Origin of the sequence: Serratia sp. NPDC078593, from assembly GCF_050268245.1 — a bacterium.
Classification (GTDB): Bacteria; Pseudomonadota; Gammaproteobacteria; order Enterobacterales; family Enterobacteriaceae; genus JBNNGK01.
Genome location: NZ_JBNNGK010000008.1, coordinates 146,638 through 160,578 on the forward strand (window position 1 = coordinate 146,638; position 13,941 = coordinate 160,578).

Below are 13,941 nucleotides of genomic sequence, written 5' to 3' on the forward strand. Positions count from 1 at the left end.
TTATTTCTCCTCCATGTTCAGCGGGAAGTGGCAGGCAAACAGGTGGTTTTTCACCGCTCGCAAACGTGGAGTCTCAATACACCTTTTTTGCGCGTAGGGGCAACGTGGGCCTAAACGGCAGCCCATCGGTAAATGTTCCAGTGAAGGAATGGCTCCCGGCAGGGTGTTTAAACGACTTTTATGCGGCAATGAACGACCGAAGTCAGGCATCGCGCGGATTAGTGCTTGGGTGTAAGGGTGGTGGGGGGCGGCTAACAAGTCGTCACACTGAGCGCTCTCCACCGTTTGGCCGCAATACAGCACGTTCACTCGGTTGGCCCATTTACTCATCATCTGCAAATCATGACTGATGAGCAAAATGGTGGTGTTGTTATTCTGATTTAGCCGCGCTAACAAGCGGAAAATCTGCGCTTGCGTGGTAGGTTCCATCGCATTGGTGGGTTCATCGGCAATTAACAGCCGTGGTTGATTGGCCAACGCGATGGCGATCATCACTTTTTGGCATTCACCCTCGGTAAGCTCATAAGGGAAACTGCCCATGATATCGTTATGGTCTTTGATGCCAACGCGGTGCAATAGCTCAATGGCGCGGCGCTTGCGCCAATTAATGCGTTGCCACCAACGGCCTTTATACGTCCAACCGGGAATTGCCTGAGCCAGTTGTCGACCAATACTTTCGGAGGGATCGAGGCAAGACTGCGGTTCCTGGAAGATCATCGAAACGTTATGGCCGACCAGTTTGCGCCGTTCACGCGGCGTTAATTGCAGTAAATCGATGTCATTAAAGCGGAAGCGATCGGCGGTGACGCGCCAGTTATCTTTGGTTACGCCACAGATCGCTTTTGCGATCAGGCTTTTGCCGGAGCCGGATTCCCCCACCAAGCCGCGTACCTCACCCTCGCTCAACGTCATACTGACGCGATCAACGGCTTTGACCGGCCCGTCGGCGGTCATAAATTCAATCGTCAGATTGCGGATATCGAGTAACGGCATTATTCCACTCCCGCATTGATGGCACGGCGCATTCCGTCGCCCAATAGGTTGACCAGCAATACGCTGATCAAGATCGCGGCTCCCGGTAGCATAACGGTCCAAGGGGCGACATACACCAATTCTAATGAATCACCCAGCATCGCCCCCCATTCTGGCGAGGGCAGTTGTGCACCCAAGTCGAGGAAGCCGAGTGCAGCAATATCTAAAATTGCCATTGACAGTGCGCGTGTGAATTCGGTAACCAGCACGGCGGCGATATTGGGCATCACGGCAAACCATAAAATTTGCCGGGTAGACGCGCCGTCAAGACGGGCGGCAATCACATATTCTTTTTCCAGTTCGTCATGAACCGCGCTGTAGATGGTGCGCACCATGCGCGGCAACAGCGCTAACCACACCGCCAGCATGGCATGTTCCAGTTTCGGCCCAATAAAGGCTACGACGACGATCGCTAACAATAGCGAAGGAATGGACAGCAGAGTATCGAGGATATGATTCAGCACTGCCGAACGCAGGCCGCGGGTCACCCCGGCAAAAATACCCAAGATTAAACCAAAGAACGCCGCGGCAACGGTGACCAGTAGCGCAGAACCGAAGGTGGCGCTGGTACCGGTCAGTAAACGGCTGAGAATATCGCGGCCTAAATCGTCCGTGCCGAGGAAGAATGACACATTGCCATAGCGCGACCACGACGGCGGTAGGAGCTGATAGCCCAGGAACTGTTGATCGAGCGCATAAGGTGCGATCAGGCTGCCAAAGAGCGACAGCAGAATCAGCGCGATCATGCCGTAAAACCCAATCATTGCCAGCGCGTCGCCGTAAAAAATCCGCCAAGTGTAGCGCAGCGGGCTGGGCATTTTCTTTTCGCGGTATACGTTATCGAAGGGCATACCATTCCTTATGTTTCAGCGGGTTGGACGCCGCACCTAAAATATCGGCCAACACGTTAATGGTGATCACCAAGGTGCCGACAACCATGACGCCTGCTGAAATCGCTGCGTAATCTTGTTGGCGAATGGCGTTAATTAACCAGCGCCCCAGCCCTGGCCAGCTAAAGACGACTTCGGTGATCATGGCCAACGTCAGCATGGTTGAGAATTGCAGCCCAAGCTTGGGAATAATCGGTGGCAGGGCGTTATGCATGACATGACGTCGTATGATCGTAAAGCGCGACAGTCCCCGTGTTGCCGCTGCTTTGATGTAGTTTTGATCGAATACGTCGTCAGTACTGATCCGCATCAAGCGTACAACTTCGGTGGTGGGGGCAACGGCCAGCGCGGTAATAGGCAGTATCATATGGCGTAGTGCGCTCGCGATCATCTCACCGCGGTACGGTGAATCTGACAGATAGGCGTCAATCAAGGCAAAACCGGTCACCTGTTTAACCTGATATAACAAATCAAACCGGCCGGAGACCGGCAGCCAGCCTAAGTGCAGGGAAAAGAACAGCATTAGCAGCAGGGCCAACCAGAAAACCGGCATAGAAAAGCCCAACAGCGCAAAGGTGCTGATGGCGGTGTCCTGCCATTTGCCGCGCATAACGCCAGCGATGACGCCCAGCGGAATACCGACGAGTAGCGCCAAGGTAAATGCCAGAATGCACAACTCCATGGTGGCCGGGAACACTTCGCTTAGCTGCTCACTGATTGCTTGGCCGTTAATGCTGGATACACCAAAATCCCATTGCAAAAGGCTGGAGAAATAAAAGTGATAAGCATCCCATAATCCTGCGCCGTTCAACGGCGCGCGCGGGGTAAAATAGCTCAAGCTAAAGCTGACTAGCGTGAGTAAGAACAGAGTGATGATCAGCAGTAAAAAACGCCGCAGCGTAAAAATAATCACTGTTGTGCCCCCTCAGCCGTTTCACGGTATACCCCGGCAAACGACGCATTACCAAACGGGCTCAGTACCAGCCCTTTAATATCGTATCGATAGGCCTGTAAGCGCAACGATGACGCCAGTGGTAAAACGGGTAGCTGTTGTTCGAGAATTTTTTGTGCCTTTTGGTAGTGTTCGATACGTTGCGAAAGCTGCTGAGAAAGCAGGGCATTTTGCAACACGTCGTCAAAGCCTGGGTCGCACCAGTGAGCATAGTTGGTTTGCGAGCGGATTGCTGCGCAGCTCAGCAGTGGGCGGAAGAAGCTATCGGGATCGTTACTGTCGGTAGACCAACCAGTTAGCGTGAGATCGTGGTTCATTTCCATCAACCGTGCTTCTTGGAACCGCCCCTCTACGGGTACGATAGTCACGTTCACGCCGACCTGGCCCAAGTCGGCTTGAATCAGTTCGGCCGTTTTCAGCGGGCTAGGGTTGTAAGACTGTGAAGCGGTCGGCACCCATAGCTTGAGGCTCAGATTTTCAATACCAGCCTCTTTTAACATTTGCCGTGATTTTGCCGGATTGTATTCCGTGACGTGGGCGTCATTGTCGTAGGCCCAAGAGGCGCGAGGCAAAATTGAGGCGGCGGTTTCAGCCGTGCCATAGTATATCGACTGCATCAAACGCTGGTTGTTGATCGCCAGCGAAATAGCCTGCCGTACTTTTAACTCATTGAACGGCGGCTTGCGCGTATTAAACGCCAAATAGGCAATGTTCATGCCCGGCCGCAACGTCAGACGCAAACGCGGATCATCGCGTAAGATCGATAACTGGCTAGCGGCCGGATAGGCCAACACATCACATTCACCGGTCAACAACTTCGAGAGACGGCCGGTGCCACCGGCACCCATGTCGATCACCACCTGTGACATTCGTGGAGTACCTTTCCAGTAGGCATCGTTGCGCGCCAGCCGGATATATTGCCCGGAGCGGTACTCATTGAGCATGAACGGACCGGTTCCTACCGGTTCACGATCGATCATTTCCTGATCGCCTGCTTTAGTCAGATTATCCGCGTATTCAGCTGATAATACCGGCGCATAGTGCGTCGCAAGGTGCCATAGGAAGGACGCATCGGGCGACTGCAAGCGTATTTCGACGGTGTGAGCATCGAGTTTTTTCACGCTTTGTACGGCATCGCCAAATTGCAGACTGTCGAAATAGGGATATTCGCCGCCGTTAATGTCGTGGTACGGATGACGTTGATTAAATACCCGCTGGAAGCTAAACACCACATCATCCGCGTTCATTCGCCGCGTGGGTTTGAACCAATCGGTGGTTTGGAATGGCACATCTTTTCGCAGGTGAAAACGGTAGGTTGCGCCGTTATCCAGCACTTCCCAGCGTTGTGCCAGTTCGGGAATGAGCCGATAAGTATAGGGATCGACATCCAACAAACGGTCATACAGTTGCGCAGACAGCGTATCGATCGTCAGCCCGCTACTGGCCATTTGCGGATTAAACGTATTCAGTATGCCGTTGACACAGTAAACAAAACCGCTTTGCCGTACGTCGGGCAGAGCGGTTGCAGCAGTGGTCGTTGGCAACGGCGACGCAGCCGCGATGGCTGAGCCGGTAAAGCACAACGACAGTATCCAAATTGAAAAACCACGCATAGAAACTTCATGGGTTAATAAGCAATAGCGCTAGTGTACCGCACTCTGGCGAACTGCCCAATTCCTTGCGTATAAAGGCGGTATTTTCTGCAGGTTGATTGAGCAATCCGCGAGAAATGATACGGGGTTATCATAAAAAACTAATTTGTTATGTTATAACATAACAAATATATGTTAACGTTTCCTCATCAGTCATCAATGTGAGTCAGGGGATATATGGAAAATGCAGTCATGTTCACCGCTCAATCATTGCCAGATGCGCAAGCTTGGCAGGATGAGATGGGCGAAATTGCTATTGATTGGGTTGGCATGCAAGAGATTGCGTTGCCGCTGGAATTGGCGGGACGACCGCTGATGGCGAGAGTCAGCGCGGGTATCAATTTATGTGCGAGCAGTAACGGCAAGCGTGGTATCCATATGTCGCGTCTTTATCTGGCGTTAGATGCGTTGACACAGGGGGAGTTGACTCCGCAACGCATCGCCGCAACGCTGAGTGAGTTTATCCGTTCACAACCAGAGCACAGTGACCGTGCGCAATTAACCATTACGGGAGAACTGTTACTGTCAAGATCGGCATTGATCAGCCCGCAACGTGGCTGGAAAAGTTACCCGCTGCGTATTGATGCGGAGCTTGGGGCGTCTCTGACGTTGAGGTTTAAGGTTGGCGTGCCGTATTCATCAACCTGTCCAAGTTCTGCCGCATTGAGCCGTCAAGCGGCGCAGCAGCAATTTCAACTGGATTTTGAAGCAGAGTCGCCAGCGGTGGAACGTCAACACGTGTTGGCCTGGTTAGGCACCGATGGCATGCCAGCGACACCGCACAGCCAGCGCAGTTGGGCGTGGGTGACGGTAGAACTTGCGCATGGGGAACAAAGCTTCCCGGTGATCGCCCTGATTGATCGTATTGAACACGCGCTTGCAACGCCAGTGCAGACCTTGGTCAAACGGCAGGATGAACAAGCGTTCGCTTTGGCTAATGGTCATAACTTGATGTTTTGCGAAGATGCGGTGCGCCGGTTGTTTATTGCGTTGCGCAATTCTTGTCGTTATCGCGCTTTCAGCCTAGAAGTAGAACACCAAGAAAGCCTGCACGCCCATAACGCGGTCGCGAAGATGAAGTGGCGGGAGGGCAAGCATGCTGCGTAAAAACCCCAGCGGTCATATGCCGCAAGTTTCGTCTAAAGCGTATATCGACCCGACTGCCATTGTCTGCGGCCGGGTGATTATTGGCGATTTTGTCTACGTGGGGCCGTATGCGGTGATCCGCGCCGATGAGGTCAACCTGCAAGGGGAAATGGAACCGATCGTCATTGGCGCACATTCTAATATTCAAGATGGCGTCGTGATTCATTCTAAAAGTGGGGCGGCAGTGACCATCGGCAGTTTCAGCTCAATCGCCCACCGAGCCATCGTGCATGGTCCGTGCCGTATCGATGATCGGGTATTTATTGGTTTTAACAGCGTGCTGTTTAACTGCCATGTACGCACGGGCTGTGTCGTACGTTACAACGCGGTGGTGGATGGTGTAACGCTACCGGAAAACTTGTACATCCCTTCCACGGAACGCGTCGGTGCTGACAGTGATTTATCACGTTACGCGCAGGTCGACCGCGATGCGTTGCAATTTTCCGAAGACGTAGCCAGCACCAATATTGAACTGGTACGCGGCTATCAGGCATTACGAAATGAATTTTGACGAGGTAATGAGGCAACCACTTCCTGTTACAGTATCTTCCGGTTTTCTTGGTACCGGCAAAACGACGGTGCTGAGTCAGATCGGTTAACGCGAAGATATGTAACCGATGGGCCTAAGTCGCAGCCACTTCGTATCGGGTGCAGGGTGGCTGCTAAAACGTGCGCATGTTGCGGTCTTTATTCCTCCTCTGACGACGCCGAGTGCAACAGTGGGTATTTTTTCAACATGCCGCGCAGTTGGTGATAGGTTAACCCCAGTAGATCCGCCGCTTTGCGCTGATTAAAGCGAGCTTGTTTCAGCGCCATGGTTATCAGTTGTTTTTCTTGTTCACTTTGCCAATGTTTAAAATCGACCGGTAGCGTCGGTAGCGCCGTGTCTTGATGATCGATGATCGCATGTCGCGGTTGGGCGGTATGCGGTGCGAACGGGTTAATGATGATCTCATCCAGCGCGCTGTTGCTGGTTCCGTGGCGATAGACTGAACGTTCAACCACGTTTTTTAACTCGCGCACGTTGCCGGGCCAGGCATAACCGAGCAGCGTTTCGCGCGCGTGTTCGGTAAAGCCGGGAAATAACGGCAGCGACAACTCACGGCACATCTGGATGGCGAAATGTTCGGCCAATAGCATGATGTCCTGCTGGCGTTGGCGTAATGGCGGCAGTTGCACGACATCAAAGGCCAAGCGGTCGAGCAGGTCGGCGCGGAATTTGCCTGCCGCTGCCAGAGCGGGTAAATCATCATTGGTGGCGCACACTAATCTGACATCCACCTGTAACGGCTGGCTGCCGCCGACGCGTTCCAGATGGCCGTATTCAATCACGCGAAGCAGTTTTTCCTGCACCAGCATGGGGGCGGTTGCCAGTTCATCCAGAAAAAGCGTGCCGCCATCGGCGCGTTCAAAACGTCCAAGATGGCGCTTCTGCGCGCCAGTAAATGCGCCCGCTTCATGACCAAAGAGTTCGGAATCCAGTAAGTTTTCATTCAGCGCCGCACAGTTAAGCGAAATAAACGGCCCTTGCCAACGGTTGGAGAGATAGTGCAAACGGTGGGCGATCAGTTCCTTACCGGTGCCACGCTCACCGATCACCAACACCGGTTTATTCAATTTGGCCAGCTGTGAAACTTGTTCCAGTACTTCTATAAAGGCATTTGCTTCGCCTAATAGGTTTTCAATCTGCTCGCTCATGATGAAATTCGCCAATGTTTGGTGAAAATAATCACTTTACAGGATGGTGGCGCAGAGTCAAAAATAAAATATCTATATATTTCAAATGAATAAAAGTTGGCACGTGTTTTGATAAGAGTTAGGGGTAATCAGTATCCCCCAACATGGCGCTAGAGACGCCGTTAAGACTAAGAGGAAGTGAATTATGGGTATTTTTTCTCGTTTTGCTGACATTGTGAACGCCAACATCAACACCTTGTTAGACAAGGCTGAAGATCCGCAGAAATTAGTGCGGTTGATGATTCAAGAGATGGAGGACACGCTGGTGGAAGTGCGTTCAACGTCAGCGCGGGCACTGGCGGAGAAAAAACAACTGTTACGTCGTATTGAACAGGGTGAAACGCAACTCAACGACTGGCAGGAAAAAGCGGAACTGGCGTTGCGTAAAGACAAAGAAGATTTGACGCGAGCTGCATTGATAGAGAAACAAAAAGTCTCTGATCTGATCGCGACGCTGACGCAGGAAGTCGCCACCGTTGAGGAAACGCTGTCACGCATGAAAAGTGAAATCGGCGAGTTGGAGAATAAACTGACCGAAACGCGCGCGCGCCAGCAAGCATTAACGCTGCGTCATCAGGCAGCATCGTCTTCACGCGATGTGCGCCGTCAACTGGATAGTGGCAAACTGGATGAGGCGATGGCGCGTTTCGAACAATTTGAACGCCGTATCGACCACATGGAAGCGGAAGCTGAGAGCATCAGCATCGGCAAAAAGAAGTCTTTGGATCAAGAATTTGCCGAGTTAAAAGCGGATGACGCAATTAGCGAGCAACTCGCGGCGCTGAAAGCCAAAATGAACCGCTCAGAGTAATGCCGCTGAGGCCGTCTCAATGGCGGCCGTATCTTAAAAGATAAAGTAAGAAGGAAAAGAAATGAGTGCGTTACTACTTGCCATCCCGTTGACAATTTTTGTTTTGTTTGTCGCACCGATATGGCTTTGGCTGCATTACAGCAATCGGCAGCAAAGCGGCATTCAACTTAGCCATCAGGAGATGCGGCGTTTGGCGCAGCTTACCGAAGAGGCGAAAAGCATGCGTGAACGTATTCAGGCCTTAGAAGAGATCCTGGATGCGGAACACCCTAACTGGAGACAGTCTTGATGAATCACACTTTGGGCAGCAAAAAACTGTATCGTGTTCCCGACGAAGGGAGGGTGAAAGGGGTGTGCGCTGGGCTGGCCCATTATTTCGATGTGCCGGTGCGTTTAATCCGCGTTATCGTCATACTTTCGATGATTTTTGGACTGTTTTTCCTGACGGTTGTCGCCTATTTTGTGCTGGCGTTTGCGCTGGAAGAAGCGCCATCTAGCCATTTTGCTGGCGAACATCAACCTACACCGCGTCAGTTGCTCGATCAGTTGGAATATGAACTGGGCAGCGGTGAGCAACAGTTACGGCGGGTTGAGCGTTATGTGACCTCTGATACGTTTGGCGTACAAAGCCGATTCCGCAAACTTTAACGCCCTTGGCGATGATGCGCGACCTGTGTGTCACGCAGGTCGAACAGGGGGCCTGCTTATCCCTGCGTCATTTTGCTGGAGGATATCTCTGATGAACACGCCGCATGCTGTTAATGGCGAAAAATTCGCCACATTTAAACGAGGAGCCGGTGCAATGTTGAAGACATTGTCTAAAGTCATCATCATAGCGTTAATGAGTTACGGACCGGTGGGGGCGACATCATGGTTGCTGAAAACCGTCAGTCGTAAACCGGTTCGCTTGGTGCTGGCGATGGTGCTGGAGCCGATATTCCGCAAAGGGTTAACGAAATTATTTGGGCGTTATGCTCGCTAGATGGCACCATGCAGTAAGGGCGACCCCTCAAAAGCGTGGCGAAGTCACTGACTAAGATAAAGCGTAAAATCGACATCGCTGCGGTTTGAACTTAAAGGTTTCTACGCCAAGGAGAAGAATGAAACGACTGCAAAATGAGCTTACCTCGCTGGTCAATCGCGGGATGGATCGCCACCTGCGGCTTGCCGTAACCGGCCTAAGCCGCAGCGGTAAAACGGCCTTCATCACTGCCTTCGTTAATCAATTACTGCATGTTCACAGCGGCGCACGTATGCCGCTGTTTTCGCCGGTGCGTGAGGAGCGATTGCTAGGTGTAAAACGCATTCCGCAGCGCGATCTGGGCATTTCGCGTTTTACTTATGATGAAGGGTTAGCGCAGTTATACGGCATACCGCCGAGCTGGCCGACCCCAACGCGTGGTGTCAGTGAGATTCGTCTGGCACTGCGTTACCGCTCTAATGATTCGCTGCTGCGCCATTTTAAAGACACCTCCACGCTGTATCTGGAAATCGTCGATTATCCGGGGGAATGGCTGCTGGATTTGCCGATGCTTGAGCAGGATTATCTGGCCTGGTCGCGGCAAATGGCTGGATTATTGCAAGGTGACCGCGCCGAATGGGCAAGACCGTGGCTGGCGTTATGCAAAACGCTGGACCCCTTAGCGCCTGCCGATGAGAACAAACTGGCAGCGATTGCGCAGGCTTATACCGATTATCTGCTGCGTTGCAAAGCGGAAGGGCTGCACTTTATTCAACCGGGGCGATTTGTCTTGCCGGGGGATATGGCTGGTGCGCCAGCGTTGCAGTTTTTCCCGTGGCCGAATATAGATACCTCCAGTGAAGCCAAACTGGCTCAGGCCGATAAGCAGACGAACGTTGGCATGCTGCGCGCGCGTTTCAATTATTATTGCCAATCCATTGTCAAAAATTTCTACAAAGAACACTTTGTCCGCTTTGATCGCCAGATCGTTTTGGTGGATTGTTTACAGCCGCTTAACAGTGGGCCGCAGGCTTTTAATGATATGCGGCTGGCGCTCACCCAATTAATGCAAAGTTTCCACTATGGAAAGCGCACGCTGATCCGTCGTTTGTTTTCACCGACCATCGATAAACTGATGTTCGCCGCCACCAAGGCTGACCACATTACTGCCGATCAGCACGCCAATCTGGTTTCCCTGTTACAACAATTGGTGCAGGAAGCGTGGCAAAATGCCGCCTTTGAAGGCATCAGTATGGATTGTGTCGGGCTAGCCTCTGTGCAGGCGACAGAAAGCGGGATGGTTGATCATCAAGGGCAACGGATACCTGCTTTAAAGGGCAATCGACTGGATGATGGTGCACCGTTAACGGTATTCCCCGGTGAAGTGCCTTCGCGGTTACCCGGTTCGGCGTTCTGGCAGAATCATGGGTTTCATTTTGATCAGTTTCGCCCGCAGTTGATGAGCGTGGATAGCCCGTTACCGCATATTAGATTAGACGCGGTAATGGAGTTCTTATTGGGAGATAAATTGCGATGAGCGAACCATTAAAACCGCGTATTGATTTTGAACAGCCGCTGCAACCGCCGCAAGAACCGCTATTACGGGCCGGCATGACGTTTGACGAGCGGCAGGCGGAAAATTTCTTTCCGGCAGCGCCTGAGTTGGATCAAGAAGAGGAAGAAGGGCGCGCCGAAGGGATCGTTAACGCGGCATTGAAACCTAAACGCAGCCTGTGGCGAAAAATGGTGACGGCCGGTCTGACGCTGTTTGGCGTCAGCGTGGTGGCGCAAGGTGTGCAGTGGGTACATAACGCGTGGCTGCAACAGGACTGGATTGCACTGGGTGGCGGCGTCGCTGGTGGGTTAATCGTTTGTGCTGGCGTGGGATCGGTGGTGACGGAGTGGCGTCGCCTGTATCGTCTGCGCCAACGGGCCGAAGAGCGTGATGTGGCGCGAGAACTGTTGCACAGTCACGGACTGGGTCAGGGGCGTGATTTTTGCGAGAAGCTGGCCCGACAGGCCGGTTTAGATAACGGGCATCCGGCGTTACAACGTTGGCAGGCATCGCTGCATGAAACGCAAAATGATCGTGAAGTGGTGGCGCTGTATGCCAAGCTGGTACAGCCGGTATTAGATAATCAGGCTCGCCGTGAAATCAGTCGCTCTGCGGCGGAGTCCACGCTGATGATCGCCGTCAGCCCGTTGGCGTTGGTGGATATGGCATTCATCGCTTGGCGTAACATTCGGTTGATTAACCGCATTGCGGCACTGTACGGTATTGAGTTGGGTTACTTCAGCCGTCTACGTCTATTCCGGCTGGTGTTGCTTAATATTGCTTTCGCCGGTGCGTCTGAATTGGTGCGCGAGGTGGGGATGGATTGGATGTCGCAGGATTTGGCGGCCCGCCTGTCGACCCGAGCCGCGCAGGGGATTGGCGCAGGGTTGTTGACGGCGCGCCTGGGGATCAAAGCCATGGAGCTGTGCCGTCCGCTGCCGTGGCTGGAGGGCGATAAACCCAAATTGGGTGATTTTCGCGGCCAGTTAGTGAGTCAACTGAAAGAAACCATGAAAAAAAGCGAGAAAAAAGACAAATAGCGGGCATGACCGCACCGGTTGCGGTGTGGTCGCTGGTTTATTAAGCCGTAAGCCCGGCTTGACAAAAGCACATCCCTCTATCATTCCGTGATAATTATCCAATAAATCCGTACCAGCTATGATAACTCTCTGAGAATGCGCTAAAATGACGCCGATGCTGTTATTCGCTTGCGTTTAAAATCATCAACGACAACTATAAATCAGAGTCCTGTCAACTTTTGCTGACAGATCGCTTCTTCCGTCCGGGGTGAGAGAGTATCATCATTGCCAGTCATCCCCGCACCTGCAGAGATAAGGCCAACACTGATGCGTTTGGAAGTATTTTGCGAAGACCGGCTCGGTCTAACCCGAGAACTACTCGATCTTTTGGTATCGCGCAGCATTGATTTGCGTGGTATTGAAATCGATCCCATCGGTCGCATTTACCTCAATTTTTCCCAACTTGATTTTGATACCTTCCGCGCGTTAATGGCGGAAATCCGGCGTATTGAGGGTGTGACCGATGTACGTACCGTCAATTTTATGCCTTCGGAGCGTGAACACCGTGCGTTGCGTGCGCTGCTGGAGTCGATGCCGGAACCGGTGTTTTCGATCGATATGAGATGCAAAGTTGAGCTGGCTAACCCGGCAGCGTTAGCGTTATTTGGCCTGAGTGAAGAAAAAATTCGTAATCAAACCGCTGGGCAACTGATCGCAGGTTACAGTTTTAGCCGTTGGTTAGAGAATGAACATGCCGCCCCGCATTCTGAGCGCGTGGTGATCCGCAGTCAGGATTTCCTGATGGATATCACGCCGATTCATCTTGAAGATGAAAATCATCAACATGATATCGTCGGTGCGGTGATCATGCTGAAATCAACGGCGCGCATGGGGCGTCAGTTGCAAAATCTGTCGGTTAATGACGATAGCGAATTTAACCACATTGTTGCCGTCAGCCCAAAAATGCGACAGGTGTTGGAGCAGTCCCGCAAGCTCGCGATGCTTGATGCACCGTTGCTGTTCGTTGGGGAGACGGGTACCGGCAAAGATATTCTGGCTCACGCCTGCCATCTGCGTAGCCCACGCGGCAAGCAACCGTTCTTGGCGCTCAATTGCGCTGCATTGCCGGACGATGTGGCTGAGAGCGAACTGTTTGGCCATGCGGCTGGCGCTTACCCTGGTGCCGCAGCGGGTAAGAAAGGTTTCTTCGAACAGGCTAATGGTGGCTCGGTTTTACTGGATGAGATCGGCGAGATGTCACCACGCATGCAAACCAAACTGCTGCGCTTTCTGAATGATGGCACCTTCCGTCGCGTTGGTGAAGATCATGAGGTACATGTCGATGTCCGCGTTATCTGTGCGACGCAAAAAAACCTGATTGAACTGGTGCAGCGCGGTGAATTTCGCGAAGATTTGTATTACCGCCTGAACGTGTTGACCATCACTATTCCGCCGTTGCGTGAGCGGCCACAAGATATTATGCCGCTTACGGAGCTGTTTGTGGCGCGTTTTGCCGACGAGCAAGGCGTGGCGCGGCCGAAGCTGGCTAATGATCTCAATAGCTTCCTCAGTAAATACGGCTGGCCGGGTAATGTTCGTCAATTGAAAAATGCTATCTATCGTGCACTAACGCAAACTGAAGGTTTTGAACTGCGCCCGCAAGATATCGTGCTGCCAGAGTTTGAAGTTGAAATAGCGTTGGGCGATGAGGTATTGGACGGTTCGCTCGACGATATTAGCAAGCGTTTCGAGCGCTCGGTGTTGACCCGGCTGTACCGCACATACCCGAGTACGCGAAAACTAGCGAAACGGTTAGGGGTTTCGCATACCGCAATCGCAAATAAATTACGTGAATATGGTCTCAGTAGCCGTAAACCGGTGGAGGAGAGTGAATAATCGAACCGTCAAAAACCGCGATTTGCGGACAATAGCGCGGGGCGGGTTTACGAAATATGTCGGAAAGGCAAATGCGGTGTTTGTGTTAACCGAAGACTGATGTGAAAAGCCGGAGGCGTTCAGCGGTTGGTTGCGCCAACGATGCTGCTCTCGCTTTGCCTATCACGAAATACCCTATTGCTCTCGTCTATAAGCGCCCTCCGTGGCGCTTTTTTCGCTACGCTGCGTCAGCAGGTAGGTCGCATTTAATGACGCCCGATGCCGCTCAGACTAAACTTGGCGGTATCCGA

At 52.4% G+C, this 13,941-nt stretch carries 14 protein-coding genes; 9 read left to right on the top strand and 5 right to left on the bottom strand.

The window, feature by feature from the left end; translation table 11 throughout:
• The 4 genes from sapD to sapA are packed head-to-tail and all read right to left on the bottom strand — an operon-like array spanning position 1 to position 4,487.
• Entirely contained in the window at positions 1-993 is a 993-nt protein-coding gene (gene sapD / locus ACQKDS_RS11305) for a putrescine export ABC transporter ATP-binding protein SapD (protein WP_399670147.1), read from the bottom strand.
• The gene (gene sapC, locus ACQKDS_RS11310; protein ID WP_399670150.1) at positions 993-1,883 is read right to left on the bottom strand and encodes a putrescine export ABC transporter permease SapC; all 891 of its coding nucleotides are present in this window, start codon (positions 1,881-1,883) and stop codon (positions 993-995) included. The genes sapD and sapC overlap by 1 nt, the downstream gene beginning before the upstream one ends.
• Positions 1,870-2,835 (bottom strand): putrescine export ABC transporter permease SapB, encoded by a 966-nt coding sequence (gene sapB, locus ACQKDS_RS11315; RefSeq protein ID WP_399670153.1) that lies wholly within the window; start codon positions 2,833-2,835, stop codon positions 1,870-1,872. Before sapB ends, sapC begins: the two co-directional genes overlap by 14 nt.
• Positions 2,832-4,487 carry an ABC transporter substrate-binding protein SapA gene (gene sapA, locus ACQKDS_RS11320; protein WP_399670157.1) on the bottom strand — a complete coding sequence of 552 codons (1,656 nt, stop codon included), beginning with the start codon at positions 4,485-4,487 and terminating at the stop codon, positions 2,832-2,834. Before sapA ends, sapB begins: the two co-directional genes overlap by 4 nt.
• Before the next feature lie 216 nt (positions 4,488-4,703).
• On the opposite strand from sapA, the gene folE2 reads away from it, so the two are divergent.
• A complete protein-coding gene (gene folE2 / locus ACQKDS_RS11325; protein ID WP_399670160.1) occupies positions 4,704-5,633 on the top strand; it encodes a GTP cyclohydrolase FolE2 in 930 nt (309 codons plus the stop codon).
• The gene (locus tag ACQKDS_RS11330; protein ID WP_399670163.1) at positions 5,623-6,183 is read left to right on the top strand and encodes a carbonate dehydratase; all 561 of its coding nucleotides are present in this window, start codon (positions 5,623-5,625) and stop codon (positions 6,181-6,183) included. The genes folE2 and ACQKDS_RS11330 overlap by 11 nt, the downstream gene beginning before the upstream one ends.
• Before the next feature lie 176 nt (positions 6,184-6,359).
• On the opposite strand, the gene pspF is transcribed toward ACQKDS_RS11330, so the two are convergent.
• Positions 6,360-7,370, bottom strand: a complete 1,011-nt coding sequence (pspF, locus tag ACQKDS_RS11335) for a phage shock protein operon transcriptional activator (RefSeq protein ID WP_399670166.1) — start codon at positions 7,368-7,370, stop codon at positions 6,360-6,362.
• A 184-nt stretch (positions 7,371-7,554) separates the two neighbouring features.
• On the opposite strand from pspF, the gene pspA reads away from it, so the two are divergent.
• The 7 genes from pspA to tyrR all read left to right on the top strand — a co-directional run bounded on the left by pspA (position 7,555) and on the right by tyrR (position 13,651).
• Positions 7,555-8,220 carry a phage shock protein PspA gene (pspA, locus tag ACQKDS_RS11340; protein ID WP_399670169.1) on the top strand — a complete coding sequence of 222 codons (666 nt, stop codon included), beginning with the start codon at positions 7,555-7,557 and terminating at the stop codon, positions 8,218-8,220.
• A 61-nt stretch (positions 8,221-8,281) separates the two neighbouring features.
• Complete coding sequence (pspB, locus tag ACQKDS_RS11345; protein ID WP_399670172.1) at positions 8,282-8,509, top strand: envelope stress response membrane protein PspB; 228 nt, start codon at positions 8,282-8,284, stop codon at positions 8,507-8,509.
• The gene (gene pspC, locus ACQKDS_RS11350) at positions 8,509-8,868 is read left to right on the top strand and encodes an envelope stress response membrane protein PspC (protein WP_399670176.1); all 360 of its coding nucleotides are present in this window, start codon (positions 8,509-8,511) and stop codon (positions 8,866-8,868) included. Before pspB ends, pspC begins: the two co-directional genes overlap by 1 nt.
• 91 nt (positions 8,869-8,959) lie before the next feature.
• A complete protein-coding gene (locus ACQKDS_RS11355) occupies positions 8,960-9,202 on the top strand; it encodes a phage shock protein PspD (RefSeq protein WP_399670179.1) in 243 nt (80 codons plus the stop codon).
• 118 nt (positions 9,203-9,320) lie between these two features.
• Positions 9,321-10,718: a YcjX family protein gene (locus ACQKDS_RS11360; protein ID WP_399670182.1), complete on the top strand. Its 1,398-nt coding sequence runs from the start codon at positions 9,321-9,323 to the stop codon at positions 10,716-10,718.
• On the top strand, positions 10,715-11,776 hold the full coding sequence (locus tag ACQKDS_RS11365) for a TIGR01620 family protein (protein WP_399670185.1): 1,062 nt from the start codon (positions 10,715-10,717) through the stop codon (positions 11,774-11,776). Before ACQKDS_RS11360 ends, ACQKDS_RS11365 begins: the two co-directional genes overlap by 4 nt.
• Positions 11,777-12,082: 306 nt before the next feature.
• Positions 12,083-13,651 carry a transcriptional regulator TyrR gene (gene tyrR, locus ACQKDS_RS11370; protein WP_399670188.1) on the top strand — a complete coding sequence of 523 codons (1,569 nt, stop codon included), beginning with the start codon at positions 12,083-12,085 and terminating at the stop codon, positions 13,649-13,651.
• Positions 13,652-13,941: the final 290 nt, after the last annotated feature.